At 71.8% G+C, this 16,011-nt stretch carries 13 protein-coding genes; 9 read left to right on the top strand and 4 right to left on the bottom strand.

Features of this window, described 5'->3' with window-relative positions:
* Positions 1-2: 2 nt before the first annotated feature.
* The gene (locus OH804_RS10410) at positions 3-359 is read right to left on the bottom strand and encodes a YciI family protein (protein ID WP_406064642.1); all 357 of its coding nucleotides are present in this window, start codon (positions 357-359) and stop codon (positions 3-5) included.
* Positions 360-640: 281 nt separating this feature from the next.
* Between OH804_RS10410 and OH804_RS10405 the strand changes: the two genes are divergently transcribed.
* A complete protein-coding gene (locus OH804_RS10405; RefSeq protein WP_406064640.1) occupies positions 641-1,963 on the top strand; it encodes a flavin monoamine oxidase family protein in 1,323 nt (440 codons plus the stop codon).
* A 109-nt stretch (positions 1,964-2,072) separates the two neighbouring features.
* On the opposite strand, the gene OH804_RS10400 is transcribed toward OH804_RS10405, so the two are convergent.
* Together OH804_RS10400 and OH804_RS10395 are read right to left on the bottom strand one after the other, a co-directional pair.
* On the bottom strand, positions 2,073-4,706 hold the full coding sequence (locus tag OH804_RS10400) for a discoidin domain-containing protein (protein ID WP_406064638.1): 2,634 nt from the start codon (positions 4,704-4,706) through the stop codon (positions 2,073-2,075).
* A 227-nt stretch (positions 4,707-4,933) separates the two neighbouring features.
* Positions 4,934-6,133 (bottom strand): ROK family protein, encoded by a 1,200-nt coding sequence (locus tag OH804_RS10395; protein ID WP_406064636.1) that lies wholly within the window; start codon positions 6,131-6,133, stop codon positions 4,934-4,936.
* Positions 6,134-6,368: 235 nt separating this feature from the next.
* Here OH804_RS10395 and OH804_RS10390 point away from each other — a divergent pair, with 235 nt between their 5' ends.
* The 5 genes from OH804_RS10390 (at position 6,369) to OH804_RS10370 (ending at position 11,746) form a co-directional block, all read left to right on the top strand.
* Entirely contained in the window at positions 6,369-7,667 is a 1,299-nt protein-coding gene (locus OH804_RS10390) for an extracellular solute-binding protein (RefSeq protein ID WP_406064634.1), read from the top strand.
* A gap of 70 nt (positions 7,668-7,737) precedes the next feature.
* The gene (locus tag OH804_RS10385; protein WP_406064632.1) at positions 7,738-8,730 is read left to right on the top strand and encodes a carbohydrate ABC transporter permease; all 993 of its coding nucleotides are present in this window, start codon (positions 7,738-7,740) and stop codon (positions 8,728-8,730) included.
* Complete coding sequence (locus tag OH804_RS10380; protein WP_091398610.1) at positions 8,723-9,562, top strand: carbohydrate ABC transporter permease; 840 nt, start codon at positions 8,723-8,725, stop codon at positions 9,560-9,562. The genes OH804_RS10385 and OH804_RS10380 overlap by 8 nt, the downstream gene beginning before the upstream one ends.
* A 29-nt stretch (positions 9,563-9,591) precedes the next feature.
* Complete coding sequence (locus tag OH804_RS10375; protein WP_196923312.1) at positions 9,592-10,968, top strand: GH1 family beta-glucosidase; 1,377 nt, start codon at positions 9,592-9,594, stop codon at positions 10,966-10,968.
* A gap of 109 nt (positions 10,969-11,077) precedes the next feature.
* On the top strand, positions 11,078-11,746 hold the full coding sequence (locus tag OH804_RS10370; protein WP_196923313.1) for a TMEM175 family protein: 669 nt from the start codon (positions 11,078-11,080) through the stop codon (positions 11,744-11,746).
* On the opposite strand, the gene OH804_RS10365 is transcribed toward OH804_RS10370, so the two are convergent.
* On the bottom strand, positions 11,706-12,314 hold the full coding sequence (locus tag OH804_RS10365; RefSeq protein ID WP_406064629.1) for an NTP transferase domain-containing protein: 609 nt from the start codon (positions 12,312-12,314) through the stop codon (positions 11,706-11,708). The genes OH804_RS10370 and OH804_RS10365 overlap by 41 nt on opposite strands.
* 126 nt (positions 12,315-12,440) lie before the next feature.
* Here OH804_RS10365 and OH804_RS10360 point away from each other — a divergent pair, with 126 nt between their 5' ends.
* The 3 genes from OH804_RS10360 to OH804_RS10350 are packed head-to-tail and all read left to right on the top strand — an operon-like array spanning position 12,441 to position 16,002.
* Entirely contained in the window at positions 12,441-12,935 is a 495-nt protein-coding gene (locus tag OH804_RS10360) for a 2Fe-2S iron-sulfur cluster-binding protein (RefSeq protein ID WP_406066502.1), read from the top strand.
* Positions 12,932-13,915 carry an FAD binding domain-containing protein gene (locus OH804_RS10355; RefSeq protein WP_406064627.1) on the top strand — a complete coding sequence of 328 codons (984 nt, stop codon included), beginning with the start codon at positions 12,932-12,934 and terminating at the stop codon, positions 13,913-13,915. Before OH804_RS10360 ends, OH804_RS10355 begins: the two co-directional genes overlap by 4 nt.
* Positions 13,912-16,002, top strand: coding sequence for a xanthine dehydrogenase family protein molybdopterin-binding subunit (locus OH804_RS10350; protein WP_406064625.1), 2,091 nt, complete (start codon positions 13,912-13,914; stop codon positions 16,000-16,002). Before OH804_RS10355 ends, OH804_RS10350 begins: the two co-directional genes overlap by 4 nt.
* Positions 16,003-16,011: the final 9 nt, after the last annotated feature.

Raw genomic sequence — 16,011 nt, 5'->3', positions numbered from 1 at the left:
TGTCAGTCGCCGGCCCCGCCCTGGAAGGGGCGCACCTCGATCGGCAGGGTGGTGGCCAGCGCGTAACGGCGACCCCAGTGCAGGGCGGCGTCCAGGTCCGGCACGTCGATGATGGTGATGCCGCCCAGGTACTCCTTGCCCTCCACGAACGGGCCGTCGGTGACCAGGACGTCGCCGTCGCGGGCGCGCAGCACTGTGGCGGTCTCCGGGCCGTGCAGTCCCTGACCGAAGACCCACGAACCGGTGCGGGCCAACTCGGCGCGCAGCTCACCGAGCTGGCGCATCACCCCGGCCAGAAACTTCGGGTCCGGGGGCAGCTCACCCTGCGGCTGGTGAAGGCTGAGCAGGTACAGCGTCATCGTTCCTCCTCGCGGGGGGCCGGCCCGTCGCCGACCTCTCATCCTCCACACGATCGGGCGCCGCCCAGATCGACAGGCCGGCGGAAAATTCTCGGCGTCCGACCCGGCCCGGTGTTGGCGTCCTTTGCTCTGCACCCGCGGATGCGACGGGTGCGCAGGCACGGCTGGCGCGTCGGCGGGTGCAGAGCAAAGGACGAAGAACGGGGGACGGGGGTACGGTCCGCCAGTGCCGCGACCGGAGCCGGTAGTCATGCCTGCGACGGTTGTGGGTAGACCCCGGTGTGGTCGACGGCTTGCGGGTGATCGTGGTCGGCGCCGGCTTCTCCGGTCTCGCGGCCGCGCTGGCGCTGACCCGCGCCGGCGCCCAGGTGCGGGTGCTGGAGGCCCGTGACCGGGTGGGCGGGCGAGTGGTGACCCGCTGGCTGCCCGAGCTCACGCAGCTCGACCTGGGGGCGCAGTGGATCGGACCGACCCAGGACCGGATGTACGCGTTGGTCGCCGAGCACGGGCTGGCCACCTTCGCCTCGGCATCTGTCGGCGCGCCCTCACTGCTCTGGGCCGGTGAGCGCCGGGCCGAGCCGCCGGCACAGGTGGGCCGGGTGCTCGGCCTGCTCGACGAGTACGCCGCACGTCTGGACCCGGCCGCACCCTGGGCGACGCCGGAGGCCGCCCTGTGGGACCGGACGACCCTCGGCGGGTGGCTGGCCACCACGGCCGGGGACGACGACACCGCCGACTACCTGGGGCGGCTGCTCGCCGGCGGGCTGCTGGCCACCGGCGCGGACGAGCTGTCCCTGTTGCACCTGCTGTTCTACCTGCGCAGCGCTGGCGGGACCGGGCCGTTGCTGGGGATGGCCGGCGGCGCGCAGCAGGACCGGATCGTGGGCGGGCCGGCTGCGCTGGCGGAGCGGATGGCCACCGCCCTGCCGCCGGGCACGCTGACGCTGGCCGCGCCGGTGCGAGCCATCGAACAGACCGCCGGCGGCGCGACCGCGTGGACCGACACCGGGCGCGTCGACGGCGACGCCGTGGTGGTCGCGCTGGCCCCGGCACTGGCCGGACGGATCCGGTACGACCCGCCGCTGCCCCCGCTGCGTGACGGGCTCACCCAGCGCATGCCAATGGGGTCGGCGCTGAAGGTGCACGCCGTCTATCCGGAGCCGTTCTGGCGGGCCGACGGGCGCTCCGGGGTGGCCACCAGCAGCGCCGGTCCGCTCACCGAGACGGTCGACAACTCCACCCCCACCTCGCCGCTCGGGGTGCTGACCGGGTTCAGCTACTCCACGGACGCCGCCGCGCTTCGCGGCATGTCCCTCGCACGACGTCGGCAGTGCCTGCTGGAGGCGTTCGCCAGCGTGGTCGGGCCGCGCGCCGAGGACCCGGTGGACCTCGTGGAGTACGACTGGTCGGCCGACGAGTGGACCCGGGGCTGCTTCTCCGGTGCGCTCACCCCGGGCACCTGGCGGACGTACGGTCCGCACCTGCGGGCGCCGGTGGGGCGGGTGTACTGGGCGGGCACCGAGACGGCCACCCGCTGGAGTGGCTACCTGGAGGGCGCGGTGCGCGCCGGTGAGCGGGCGGCGGCCGAGGTGCTGGCCGGCTGAACCGGCACGACCGAGCCGGCCCGGTCTCGGCGGGACCGGGCCGGCCACGGCCCTGGGTGCTACCCGGCCGGCCCGGTCTCGGAGGACCGGGCCGACGCGGGCGCCCCGGTCAGGGGTAGGTGGTCAGGTACACCTGCTGGTTGGCCGCGTTCGCGGTGCCACCGGCGTTGTTGATCACCCGGTTGATGGTGCCGACGCCACCGAGCGAGACGGTGACCATGTTGGTGAAGCGCACGTTCGGGTTGGTGGGCACCTCGAAGGACCGTTCCTCGACCACCGCAGGGTTGACGTTGAAGTAGCTGTAGCTACCCAGCCCGAACGCCTGGTGACTGGTCACCGAGTCGGCGACCTTGTACGCGGCGTAGCCCCGGGTCGACCCGTTCATCCAGGCCGCCTGGTTGGGCGGGTCATAGGGCAGTTCGTTCTGGTAGAAGTACGTCCGCCCGCCGTTGCCGTTCCAGATGGTCTGGTACTTCTGGTAGTGCTCGACGAAGAGGCCGTACATGGTGACGTTGTCGCCGTTGACGGTGAGCCCGGTGTCGGCGGTGTTCAGCGTCCACCCGGTCGGCACTCCGCTGGCGGCGTGGTCGGCCCGCCACAGCCACATGTGGTCACCGATCACGTTGTCGCTGTTGACGGTCAGCGTGTTGGTGGCCTTGCCGACGTGCGGACCGCCGATGCGGAAGAACACGTCGTGCAGCGAGGTCGGGTTGCTGGCGTGACTCGCGGACGAGCCGGACGGCCCGACCTCCATCAGCACCGGCGAGTTCGTCGTGCCGGCCTCGAACATGAGGCCGGCGACCTTCACGCCGTCCACATCGGCCACCCGCATCCCCACCGCGCCGTTGTCGGCCTGGATGGTGGCCAGACCGAGGCCGAGGACGACAGTGTCGGCCCGGTTGACCTGGATCGGCTCGGTGACGTGGTGCACGCCCGGGGTGAAGAGCAGGTGCCGCCCCTGGGCGAGGGCCGCGTTGATGGTGGCGGCGCTGGTGCCCGGCTGGACCACGAAGAACTGCGACAGCGAGATGGACGAGCCGGCCGGGCTCTTGTTGTACCAGCTGGTGCCGGTGGAGTTGGTGCGCAGCGCCGGCACGAAGACCCGGTACTCACCGCTGCCGTCGACGTACAGGAACGGCTTCTCCCGGACCTGGGGGGTCTGCGGGATGACGGTGTGTGACGGGTTGGGGAAGCTCGGCGCGGGGGCGCCGTTGACGCCCTGGAAGACCATGTTCCAGACCGAGCCGGTCCAGCCGTTGCCGAACTCGCTGTTGCGGGAGTACCACTGCTGCTGCGAGCCGGAGACGACCAGGCCGTCGATGCGGGTGTCGGCCATCAGGCCACCGCTGGACCAGCCGTCGCCGCCATTCCAGAGCTGGATCTGGTTCTGCGCGCCGCGCAGGTGCATCCGCCGGTACGGTGCGGCCTGGGACACCGCCCAGCGCTCCACGGTCTGCCCGGCGGGCAGGGTGACCGAGAGGTTCTCGGCTGCCCGCCAGAAGTTCTGGGTGGCGTTGCCGCCGAACCAGAACGCCTCGGCGCGCACGTGGCCGTTGAGGTTGACGTCGTCGGGGCTCATGCCGAGGCCGGCGACCTGGGTGAAGAAGCCGAGGTTGACGTCGGCGGTGTAGTTGCCGGGCTTGAACAGCACCGCGTAGCGCTGCGGGCCGAACTGGTTGGTCTCCTGCTGGGTGAAGAGGGTGTTCAGTCGACCCTGGATGGTCGACGTCGGCGTGCTCGGGTCGAAGACGAAGGTGTTCGGCCCGAGGTTGGGGTTGTACGGGTCGGTCGTGCCGACCGGGGGTTCACTGGTGCCGCCGGTGGTGTTCACCGCCAGTTCCCACAGCGAGTAGCCGTAGGCGGTGCCCCGGGCGGTGCCATACATCCGCAGGTAGCGGCCGCTGCCGGCGACGGTGAGGGACTGCGTCCCGCCGGTGGCCGTGGTGGTGGAGTAGACGGTGGTCCAGGTGGCCCCGTCGGCCGAGGTCTGGAGCTGGAAGGCACGGGCGTACGCGGCCTCCCAGGTGAGCACCACCCGGCAGATGGTGCGGGTGCTGCCCAGGTCGACGCGCAGCCACTGTGGGTCGCTGGCGGCGCTGGCCCAGCGGGTGCCCGGGTTGCCGTCGACCGCCGCGGATGCCGCGAGCCCGGCGTCCTGGCTGGACGACGCGGTCGCCGGGCTGCCCTGTGCGACATTGGTGCTGCCGCAGGTCGGCGTGGTGCCGCCGGTCTCGCCGTACACCTGGAACTCCCAGAGCGAGTAGCCGTAGCCGGTGCCCCGGGCGGTGCCGTTCATCCGTACGTAGCGGCCGGCGCCGGTGACGGTGAGGTTCTGGGTGCCGCCGGTGCCGGTGGTGGTCGAGTAGATCGTCGTCCAGGTGGCCCCGTCGTCGGAGGTCTGGAGCTGGAAGGCCCGGCCGTAGGCGCCCTCCCAGAGCAGGTTGACCTGGCTGATGGTGGCGCGGGCGCCCAGGTCGACCTGGAGCCACTGCGGGTCGCTGAACGCGCTGGCCCAGCGGGTTCCGGTGTTGCCGTCGACGGCGGCGGAGGCTGGGGTGCCGGCGTTCTCGCTGGAGGAGGCGGTGGCGGGGCGGCCCTGGGACAGCAGGGTGGGGGCGGCCTGCGCGGGCGTGGTGGCACCGGTCGAGGTGAGCGCCGCGACCAGGGCCACGGTGAGCCCGACGAGCAGGTGCCGGACGGCGCGCCGAGGACGCGGGCGTACGGATGTTGCACGAGATGTCATGACATCGCCTGTCGATAGGGGGTTACGGGGGTGCCGCGCGGATGGGATCGGCTCGCCCCGTGGCGCCGTGGGTGGTGCCGCCGATGCGGCGTCGCGGGTCGGAGAGCGCTCTCGTAGGAGTGTTGCGGCGAGATTGCGACGGCGTCAAGACATCGATCTATAACTTCGTTATTTATCCCGAGGATTCTTTTTGGGTAATTTGCCGACGGCTCCGCAGTCGTCCCCGCTCAGCGGCGGACGCCACCCTCGGTGAGGAAGCGGGCGATCGGGAGGGTGGCAGCGCCCAGCGCCACCGCGTCCACCCCGAGCCGGCACAGCTCGATCGACGCTTGCTCGTACGGCTGGCGCAGCGCCTGCCGGCCGGCCGCCTCCCGCACGGCCGGCAGCAGGTCGCCGAGGGCCATCGCCGCCCAGCCACCGAGCACCACGCGCTCCGGGTTGAACAGGTTGATCAGGTTGGCCACCCCGGCGCCGAGGTAGCCGGCGGTGTCGTCCAGCACCCGTCGGGCGGTGGCCGAGGTCTCGGCGGCGGCGACCAGCGCGGCGATCTGGGACTCCTCGTCCTCGCCCGGGACCGGTCGACCCCGACGCGCCTCCCGGTAGCGGTCGATGATCGCCTCCGCCCCCACGTACGCCTCCAGGCAGCCGCGCGCGCCGCACCGGCAGGCCCGACCGCCGTACACCAGGGTGGTGTGCCCCCACTCCCCCGCGCTGCTGGACGCACCCCGGTAGGTGGCGCCGTTTGTCACCACCGACGCGCCGACTCCCGAGCCGACCAGGGCGAAGACGGCGTGCCGGGCGCCCCGGCCGGCGCCGAACCACATCTCGGCCTGACCGAGGGTCTTCGCGCCGTTGTCGATGTGCAGCGGCAGGTCGGTGCCGGCGCCGATCAGACGCTCCAGTGGCACCCGGTCCCAGCCGAGGGCCTGGGCGTGCACGACGGCCTCGGCGCCCTGCTCGACCACGCCGGAGACGCCGATGCCGACGCCGAGCACGTCGCCGGGGGCCACCCCGGCCGACCCGGTGACCGCGTCGATGCCGGCCAGCACGTGCCCGGCCACCAGGTCGGGCTCGGTACGGGCCGGGTCGAGCGGGTACTCGACGCTGCCCAGCAGGGTCATCGCGAAGTCGAACAGCTCCACCCGGACCCGGGTCTCGCCGACGTCTACGCCGATCAGGAAGGCGAAGCGGGGCGCGATCCGCAGCAGCATGCTGGGCCGGCCGCCGTCGGACTCGGCGGCGCCGGCCTCGGCTACCAGCCCTTCGTCGATCATGTCGGCCACCACGTTGCTGACCGCGGGCTGGCTCAGCCCGGTGCTGCGCACCAGGTCCTGCCGGGTGAGCGGGCCGTCCAGGAAGAGCCTGGTCAGCAGGGCGGACCGATTGCGCAGCCGCACGCTGCGGTTGGTGGCACGCGCCAGCTCCACTCGTCACCTCGTTCCCGTCGGCCGTTCGAGGCGACTGTAACCGCCTCGTGCTTGACGACCCACCGGCCAGCAACTTTAATGACGACATAATTTAAGCCGTGATGTAACTCCCGGGAAACGCCGACGGACCCCGACGGCACACCCCCGAACCCTGTCCGCAGCCGGCCACCGTCGCCCAACCCCTATCGGCGACGAAGGTCGGTGGACCCCCACCACGCACCGGAAGGGCTGACCCGTGTCGAGACGACACCTCGGGATATTCACCGCCGCCGTACTGGCGGCCGCCTCGCTGACCGCCTGCGGTGGCTCCGGCGACGACTCCGCCGCATCGCCCAAGACGCTCACCTACTGGGCCAGCAACCAGGGCGCCAGCCTGGAGGCCGACAAGACCATCCTCCAGCCCGAGCTGGACAAGTTCGAGAAGCAGACCGGGATCAAGGTCACCGTCGAGGTGGTCCCCTGGTCGGACCTCCTCAACCGCCTGCTGGCCGCCGCCGCCTCCGGCAAGGGCCCGGACGTGGTCAACATCGGCAACACCTGGTCGGCGTCGTTGCAGGCAACCGGCGCGCTGGTCGAGTTCGACGACGCCGCCCTGCAGGCCGTCGGTGGCAAGGACCGGATCGTGCCCGCCGCGCTCGCCGCCGCCGGCGCCCCCGGCAAGCCGCCGGCCGCCGTGCCGCTCTACAGCATGGCGTACAGCCTGTACTACAACAAGAAGTCGTTCGCCGACGCCGGCATCACCGCGCCGCCCACCACCTGGGAGCAGCTCGCCGAGTACGGCAAGAAGCTGAGCACCGGCGGCAAGTGGGGCCTGGCGATCGAGGGGGCCAACCCGTCGGAGAACGCCCACCACGCCTTCACCTTCAGCCAGCAGTACGGCGGCGAGTGGTTCGACTCGGCCGGCAAGCCGACCTTCGACACCCGGCAGAACGTCTCGGCGATCAAGCGGTACATCGACTTCATGGCCGCCGACAAGATCACCAACCCGAGCAACGCCGAGTACGCGCAGAACCAGTCGGTCTCCGACTTCGCCAACGGCAAGGCCGCCATGCTGCTCTGGCAGTCCGCCGGGTCGAACCTGAAGACGCAGAACATGCCCGCCGACGCGTACGGGGTGGCCCCGGTGCCGTTCCTGGCCAGCCCGCCGGCCGGCGGCAAGAAGGTCAACAGCATGGTCGCCGGGATCAACATGGCGGTCTTCAAGCACACCAAGAACAAGGACGGCGCGCTGAGCTTCGTCAAGTTCATGACCAGCGACGAGGAGCAGACGATCCTCAACAAGACGTACGGGTCGCTGCCGGCGGTGAAGACCGCGGCCTCCGACCCGGCGTTCAGCGCCACCGAGCAGAAGACCATCCAGGAGACCCTCGTCACCACCGCGGCCCCGCTGCCGCAGGTGCCCGATGAGAGCACCTTCGAGACCCTGGTCGGCACCGCGATGAAGGAGTTGTTCGCCGACGCGGCCAGCGGCAAGCCGGTAACCGAGGAGTCGGTGAAGGCCAAGCTGACCGACGCGCAGCAGAAGATGCGCTGACCCAGGCGTCACCGGTGGCCGTGGTCGGGCGCTGAGCCCGGCCACGGCCACCGCCTCCGAGAGGACCCCGATGGCAACCAGCACCACCGCGCCGGACGCCGACCGGCGCGAACCCCGGGCCGGGTCGCCGGCCCGGGGGCCGGCCCGCCGGCCCCGCGGCCCCCGCCGCTCGCTCCTGCCGTACCTGCTGCTCGCACCGGCCGTCGTGCTGGAACTCGCCATCCACGTGATCCCGATGGTGGTCGGGGTCTGGATGAGCCTGCTGGAGCTGACCCAGTTCCACATCCGCGACTGGTCCACAGCGCCCTTCATCGGGCTGGAGAACTACCGGGCGACGCTCGACCTGAACAGCGCCGCCGGCAAGGAACTGCTGCACTCGTTCTGGATCACCCTGGCCTACAGCCTGCTCTCGGTCGGGTTCGCCTGGCTGCTGGGCATCTCGGCGGCGGTCGTCCTGCAACGGCCGTTCCGTGGACGGGCGATCCTGCGGGCGCTGTTCCTCACCCCGTACGCGCTGCCGGTCTACGCCGCCGTGATCACCTGGAGCTTCCTGCTGCAACGCGACACCGGGCTGGTCAACCACGTGCTCGTGGACCAGCTCGGGCTGATGGACGAACGGCCGTTCTGGCTGATCGGCGACAACAGCTTCTGGTCGCTGCTGGTCGTGTCGGTCTGGCGCAACTGGCCGTTCGCGTTCCTGTGCCTGATGGCCGGGTTGCAGAACGTGCCCGGCGAGCTGTACGAGGCCGCAGCGATCGACGGCGCCGGGTTCTGGCGCCGTCTGCGGTCGGTCACCCTGCCGATGCTGCGACCGGTCAACCTGGTGCTGCTGCTGGTGCTGTTCCTGTGGACGTTCAACGACTTCAACACCCCGTTCGTGCTGTTCGGCGGCTCCGCGCCGGAGCAGGCCGACCTGATCTCCATCCACATCTACCGCAGCTCCTTCAAGACCTGGGACTTCGGCTCCGGGTCGGCGATGTCGGTGGCGCTGCTGCTGTTCCTGCTCGTCGTCTCGGCCGCCTACCTGCTGATCACCAACCGTCGGAGGGACGACCATGCGTGAGACCGCCGGTGAGCGCTGGGGCCGGCGCATCGTGCTGACCCTGCTCACCCTCTTCGTCGTCATCCCGCTCTACGTGATGGTCACCTCTGCGGCGAAGCCGTTGCAGGACGTGCAGAACGGCTTCACCTGGTGGCCCAGCCGGCCCACCCTGCAACCGTTCATCGACATGTGGAGCACCGTGCCGCTGGCCCGGTACCTGGTGAACAGCCTTGTGGTGTCCAGCATCGCGGCGGTCTGCTCGGTGGCGGTGGCCATCTTCGCCGCGTTCGCAGTGAGCCGGTACCGGTTCCGCGGTCGCGGTGTCTTCTCGGTGACGGTGCTGTCCACGCAGATGTTCCCCGGCATCCTGTTCCTGCTGCCGCTGTTCCTCATCTACGTCAACCTGGGCAACGCCACCGGCATCGAGCTGTACGCCAGCCGTACCGGCCTGGTCATCACGTACCTGACCTTCTCGCTGCCGTTCTCGATCTGGATGCTGGTCGGCTACTTCGACTCGATCCCCCGGGGTCTGGACGAGGCGGCGCAGGTCGACGGCGCCGGTCCGCTGCGCACCCTGTTCCAGGTCATCCTGCCGGCCGCCGTGCCCGGCGTCGTCGCGGTCACCGTGTACGCGTTCATGACGGCGTGGGGTGAGGTGCTCTTCGCGTCGGTGATGACCGACGAGGGCAGCCGCACCCTGGCCGTCGGCCTGCAGGGCTACTCCACCCAGTTCAACGTCTACTGGAACCAGATCATGGCCGCCTCCCTGGTGGTCAGCATCCCGGTGGTCGTCGGGTTCCTGGCGCTGCAGCGCTACTTCGTCGCCGGCCTCACCGCCGGCGCGGTCAAGTGAGTCATCCAACCCCAGAGGAGAACCGTCCCGTGCCCGACCTGTCCAAGCTGCCACCCGACTTCCTCTGGGGTGTCGCCACGGCGGCATACCAGATCGAGGGGGCCGTCGACGTCGACGGCCGGGCGCCGTCCATCTGGGACACCTTCTCGGCGACCCCCGGCACTGTCGACAACGGCGACACCGGCGCGGTGGCGTGCGACCACTACCACCGGTGGCCGGAGGACCTGGCGCTGCTGCGCCGACTCGGCGTGGACGCGTACCGGTTCTCGGTGGCCTGGCCGCGGGTCATGCCCGACGGCGTCGGGCGGGTCAACGCCGCCGGGCTGGACTTCTACGACCGGCTCGTCGACACGTTGCTCACCGACGGGATCCGGCCGTTCGTCACGCTCTACCACTGGGATCTGCCGCAGGTTCTCCAGGACCGGGGTGGTTGGCCGGAGCGCGCCACCGCCGAGGCGTTCGCCGACTACGCGGCGGTGGTGGCCGCCCGCCTCGGTGACCGGGTCGCCGACTGGTGCACCGTCAACGAGCCGCTCTGCGTGTGCTGGATCGGGCACCTGGAGGGCAACATGGCCCCCGGCGAGCGGGACCTCACCCGGGCGGTGCACGCCTCGCACCACGTGCTGCTCGGGCACGGCCTGGCCACCCAGGCGATCCGCGCCAACGCCACCCGGCCGGCCTCGGTGGGCCTGGTGCTCAACCTCAGCCCGATCGAGGCGGCAACCGACCGACCCGAGGACGTCGCGGCGGCCCGCCGGGCCGACGGGCACGTCAACAGGTGGTGGCTGGACCCGATCCACGGGCGCGGCTACCCCGCCGACATGATCGCCACCTACGGGGTCGAGCCGCCGGTCCGCGGCGACGACCTCACGGTGATCGCCACGCCGACGGACTTCCTCGGGGTGAACTACTACTTCCGCCAGCTGGTGGTCGACGACCCGACCGGCGCGGCCCCGTACGCCCGGCAGGTGCCGGTGCCCGGCTCGGTGGAGACGGCGATGGGCTGGGAGATGTACCCGGCGGGCCTGGAGCGGCTCCTCGTCGACGTGCACGAGGAGTACCGGCCGGGCCGGATCATCGTCACCGAGAGCGGCTCGGCGTGGCCGGACGAGGTCACCGCCGACGGCACCGTGGAGGACAAGGAGCGCACCGACCACCTGGAGCAGCACCTGGCCGCGTGCGCCTCGGCGGTGGCCCGAGGGGTTCCCCTGGACGGCTACTTCGTCTGGTCGCTGCTGGACAACTTCGAGTGGGCGTACGGCTACGACAAGCGCTTCGGGCTGGTGCACGTCGACTACACCACCCAGCGCCGGACGGTGAAGGCGAGCGGTCTGCGCTACGCCGAGTTGATCCGCGCCCACCAGCGGCTCGCCCGCACCACCGGCACCGCGACGCCGGTGGCCTGAACGGGGGCGGCGCGAGCGGCCGCCCGGGGTGTCGACCCCGGGCGGCCGTTCCCGTCCCAATCGGACGAAACCGCCACCGACCGCGTTGCCGAGTGGCTAGCCTGCGGCAATGTCCGCAGCACGCGACGAGGTAGAGCAGCCCGATCCCAAGGGGCGGGTGTCCGCCACCGACCGGATGACGGCCTTCAGCGACGGCGTCTTCGCCATCGTCATCACGCTCCTGGTCATCGAGCTGCGGGTGCCCGAATACCACGAGGGCGAGCTGCTCAACGGTCTGCTCGACGAGGGCGCCTCCTACCTGGCCTTCGTGGTGTCCTTCGTCTACATCGGGGTGCTCTGGCTCAACCACCACGCGCTGCTGCGGCTGATCCGTGGCACCACGCTCACGTTGAGCTGGATCAACCTCGGCGTGCTCTTCGGCGCGGTGATCATCCCCTTCCCCACAGCGGTGCTGGCGTCGGCGTTCACCCACGGCGACACCGACGACCAACGCGCGGCCGTCGCCCTGTACGCGCTGGCCGCGGCCCTGATGTCGGCCCCCTGGCTGGTGTTCTTCGGCTACCTGCACCGCCACCCGGCGCTGCTGGAGCGCCGGGTCAGCCCCGAGTACGTGCGCATGCAGCGGCTGCGACCGGTCACCGGCCTGATCCTGTACGGCCTCAGCGGTCTGCTCGGTTGGTTCGTCAGCCCGTTGCTGGGCCTGATCGGCGTCATCGTCATGATCACCTATCACGCGGTCACCAGCGAGGGTCTGCCCCGCTGGCTGACCCGTCGCTGACAGGGCACAGCCGAAGCAGGTCGGCGGGGGTGTCCACGTCGACCGGGGACCCGACCTCGTCGCAGGGCACCTCGACCACCAGGTCCGGCCGGTCGCGCAGCAGGCCACGGGCGCCCCGGTCGCCGACGGCGTACCCGCCCAGCAGCGGCCAGGTCCGTCGATCCAGCAGGATCGGGTGCCCGGGGCGACCGGCGTAGGTGGCGACCGCGACGACAGCGCCGTCGGCGTACGCCGCGCGCACCCGGCGCACCGCCACCGGGCTGAGCAGTGGCTGGTCGACGAGGACCACGACGACGGCCGGTACGTCGGCCGGCAGCGAGGCCAGGCCCCGCAGCAGCGACGAGCCCAGCCCGTCGGGCCAGCGGTCGTGGCGGACCGGCACCGCGCCGGGCAGGTCGGGCACCTCGTCGGCGCCCGCGCCGAGCACCACGTGCACTGGCGTACAGCCGCCGTCGCCGAGCAGCCGGATCGCGCGCCGCACCAGCGGCTCGCCGTCCAGCTCGACAAGCGCCTTCGGTCGGCCGTAGCGCCGCCCGGCGCCGGCGGCCAGCAGCAGTCCGGCGGTCATCGTCGTCCCCTCCCGTACGAGGGCCTTTGCGTTATTCGCCCTGAGATATACCGACAAAGCTAGTCTGGGCCGGTGCAGGGCGGACCGGAGAACGCGACGGCGACCGACGAGCGCCACTCGTCCCGGGTGACGGTCGAGGTCAACGGCGCGTCCCGCGAGGTGACCCTGGACAACCGCACCACACTGCTCGACACACTGCGCGAGCACCTCGACCTGACCGGGGCGAAGAAGGGCTGCGACCACGGCCAGTGCGGTTCCTGCACTGTGCTGCTGGACGGCCGCCGGGTGAAGAGCTGCCTGGTCTTCACTGTCACCGTGGACGGCCGGTCGGTGGTGACCGTCGAAGGGCTGGCCGGGCCGGACGGGCTGTCCCCGTTGCAGGCCGCCTTCGTCGCGCACGACGCGTTCCAGTGCGGCTACTGCACCCCCGGGCAGCTCTGCTCCGCCCGCGGCATGCTCGACGAGGTCTCCCGGGGTTGGCCCAGCGCGGTCACCGGCGACCTGAACACGCCCGCCGAGCTGACCGACGCGGAGATCCGCGAGCGGATGGCCGGCAACCTGTGCCGCTGCGCCGCGTACCCACACATCGTCGCGGCCGTGCGCGAGACGGCGTCCTCGTGAGGGCGTTCCGCTACCACCGGCCCGCCGACGTGGCCGAGGCGGTCGCCGTGCTGACGGCCGAACCGCAGGCCGCCTACCTGGGCGGCGGAACCAACCTGGTCGACCTCATGAAGCTCGGGGTGCAGCGCCCCGACGTGCTGGTGGACGTGACCCGGCTTCCGCTCGACGCCGTCGAGGAGGTGCCCGACGGCGGCCTGCGGATCGGCGCGACAGTCCGCAACAGCGACCTCGCGGCACACCCGGTGGTGCGCCGCGACTACCCGGTGCTGGCCCGGGCCCTGCTCGCCGCCGCCTCCGGACAGCTGCGCAACATGGCCACCACCGGCGGCAACCTGTTGCAGCGCACCCGCTGCGTCTACTTCCAGGACACCAGCAAGGCGTGCAACAAACGGGAGCCGGGCAGCGGCTGCGCCGCCCTGCACGGCCAGAACCGCGACCTGGCGGTGCTGGACTGGTCCGAGCAGTGCGTGGCCACCCACCCGTCCGACCTGGCCGTCGCGCTGGCCGCCCTGGACACGGTGGTGGAGGTGCACGAGACCGACGGCCCCCGCGACATCCCGATCGCCGAGCTCTACCGCTCCCCCGGCGCCCACCCGGAACGGGAGACCACACTGGCCCGGGGCACGCTGATCACCGCCGTCCGGCTACCGCCGTTACCGGCCGCGCGCCGCTCGACGTACCTCAAGGTGCGCGACCGGGCCTCGTTCGCCTTCGCCGCCGGCTCGGTGGCCGCGGTGCTGGACCTCGACGGGGACGTGGTCCGCGACGTGCGGCTGGCCTACGGGGCGGTGGCGCACCGGCCGTGGCGGGCGTACCGGGCCGAGGAGGAGCTGCGGGGTCGTCCGTTCAGCCCCGAGGTGGCGGCCCGGGCCGCCGACGCGGAGCTGGCCGAGGCGCGCCCGCTACGGCACAACGGCTTCAAGCTGCCACTGACCCGGGCCATCACCGTGCGGGCGCTCACCGAACTGGCGTCGTCGTGACCACCGGGGCGGTCGGACGGGCGTACCCGCGGCTGGAGGGCCCGGCGAAGGTCACCGGCACGGCCCGGTACGCGGTGGAGTACCCGGTGGACGGGGTCACCTACGGCTGGGCGGTCCCGGCAGCGGTGGTGCGGGGCCGGATCACCCGGATCGACACGACGGACGCGCTGGCGTCGCCCGGTGTGCTGGCGGTGGTGCACCACGGCAACGCGCCCCGGATGGCGCCCGGCCCGCAGCCGGAGCTGCGGCTGTTGCAGGAGCCGGCGGTGCACTACCGGGGGCAGTACGTCGCGGTGGTGGTGGCCACCAGCCTGGAGGCGGCCCGGGAGGGAGCCCGCCTGGTCCGGATCGACTACGACACCGGCCCGCACAGCACGGTGCTCACCGACGACCACCCCGGCCTGTACAAGCCGGACCAGGTCAACCCCAGCTATCCGACGGACACCGCCGAGGGCGACTTCGACGCCGGGTACGCGGCCGCCCCGGTGCGGGTGGACGTCACCTACCGGACGCCGGCCTACCACAACAACCCGATGGAGCCGCACGCCACCACCGCGCAGTGGCACGACGGACGGCTCCTGGTGCACGACTCCACCCAGGGTGCGACGCCGGTGCGCGCCACCCTCGCCGAGCTGTTCGAGCTGCCGCCGGAGTCGATCCGGGTCGTCGCCGAGCACGTCGGGGGCGGCTTCGGCAGCAAGGGGTACGCCAAGGCCTCGGTGGTGCTGGCCGCGCTCGCCGCGCGGCACGTCGACCGCCCGGTCAAACTGGCCCTGACCCGCCAGCAACTGTTCGGGCCGGTCGGCTACCGCACCCCCACCATCCAGCGGGTCCGCCTCGCCGCCGACACCGACGGCCGGCTCACCGCCATCTGCCACGACGCGATCAGCCAGACCTCGACCATCCGGGAGTTCGCCGAGCAGACCGCCGTCTACACCCGCAGCATGTACGCCGCACCGCACCGCCGCACCACACACCGGCTGGTCCGCCTCGACGTACCCACGCCGTTCTGGATGCGCGCCCCCGGCGAGTGCCCCGGCGCGTACGCGCTGGAGTCCGCTGTGGACGAGCTGGCCATCGCCGTCGGCATCGACCCGGTGGAGCTGCGCATCCGCAACGACACCGCTGTCGACCCCGACCAGGGGCGCCCGTTCACCAGCCGCAACCTGGTGGCCTGCCTGCGCGAGGGCGCACAGCGATTCGGCTGGGCCGGCCGTGATCCGTCGCCCCGGTCCCGGCGCGACGGACGCTGGCTGATCGGGACGGGGGTGGCCGGTTCGAGCTACCCGGCCCGGGCCCGGCCGTCCACGGCGACGGCCACCGCCCGACCCGACGGGAGTTTCCTGGTCCAGATCAACGCCACCGACATCGGCACCGGCGCCCGGACGGCGATCTGGCAGGTGGCCGCCGACGCCCTCGGGGTGCCGCCGGAGCGGGTGGAGATCCGGATCGGGGACAGCGCGCTGCCGGCGGCGGCGCTGGCCGGCGGCTCGATGGGGACCGCCAGCTGGAGCTGGGCGGTGATACGCGCCGCGCAGGCGCTGCGCGAGAAACTGCGCGACGGCGGGCCGCCGACCGGCGAGGTGACCGCCGAGGCGGACACCACCGAGGAGGTGGGCGGGCAGCCCGCGCTGCCCCGGTACGCGTACGGGGCGCACTTCGTCGAGGTACGGGTCGACGCGGACACCGGCGAGGTACGACTGAACCGGATGCTCGGCGTGTTCGCGGCCGGGCGGGTGGTGAACCCGACGACGGCGCGCAGCCAACTCATCGGCGGGATGACGATGGGGCTGTCGATGGCGCTGCACGAGGAGGGGCTGCTCGACGAGCGGTACGGCGACTGGGTCAACCACGACCTGGCCACGTACCACATCACCGGCTGCGCGGACGTGGAGTCCATCGAGGCGTACTGGCTGGACGAGCGCGACGACGAGCTGAACCCGGCCGGAGTGAAGGGCCTCGGCGAGATCGGCATCGTCGGCGCCGCCGCGGCGGTCGCCAACGCGGTGCACCACGCGACCGGTGTACGGATCCGGGAGCTGCCGATCCGGCTGGACAAGCTCATCGGAGTATCAAACTTGGCTTAAATAAGCCGA

The sequence above is a fragment of the Micromonospora sp. NBC_00860 genome (genome assembly GCF_045207375.1).
Classification (GTDB): domain Bacteria; phylum Actinomycetota; class Actinomycetes; order Mycobacteriales; family Micromonosporaceae; genus Micromonospora; species Micromonospora vinacea.
The sequence above is the reverse complement of the archived record's forward strand: the minus strand, read 5'-3'. Positions and strand labels throughout refer to the sequence as shown.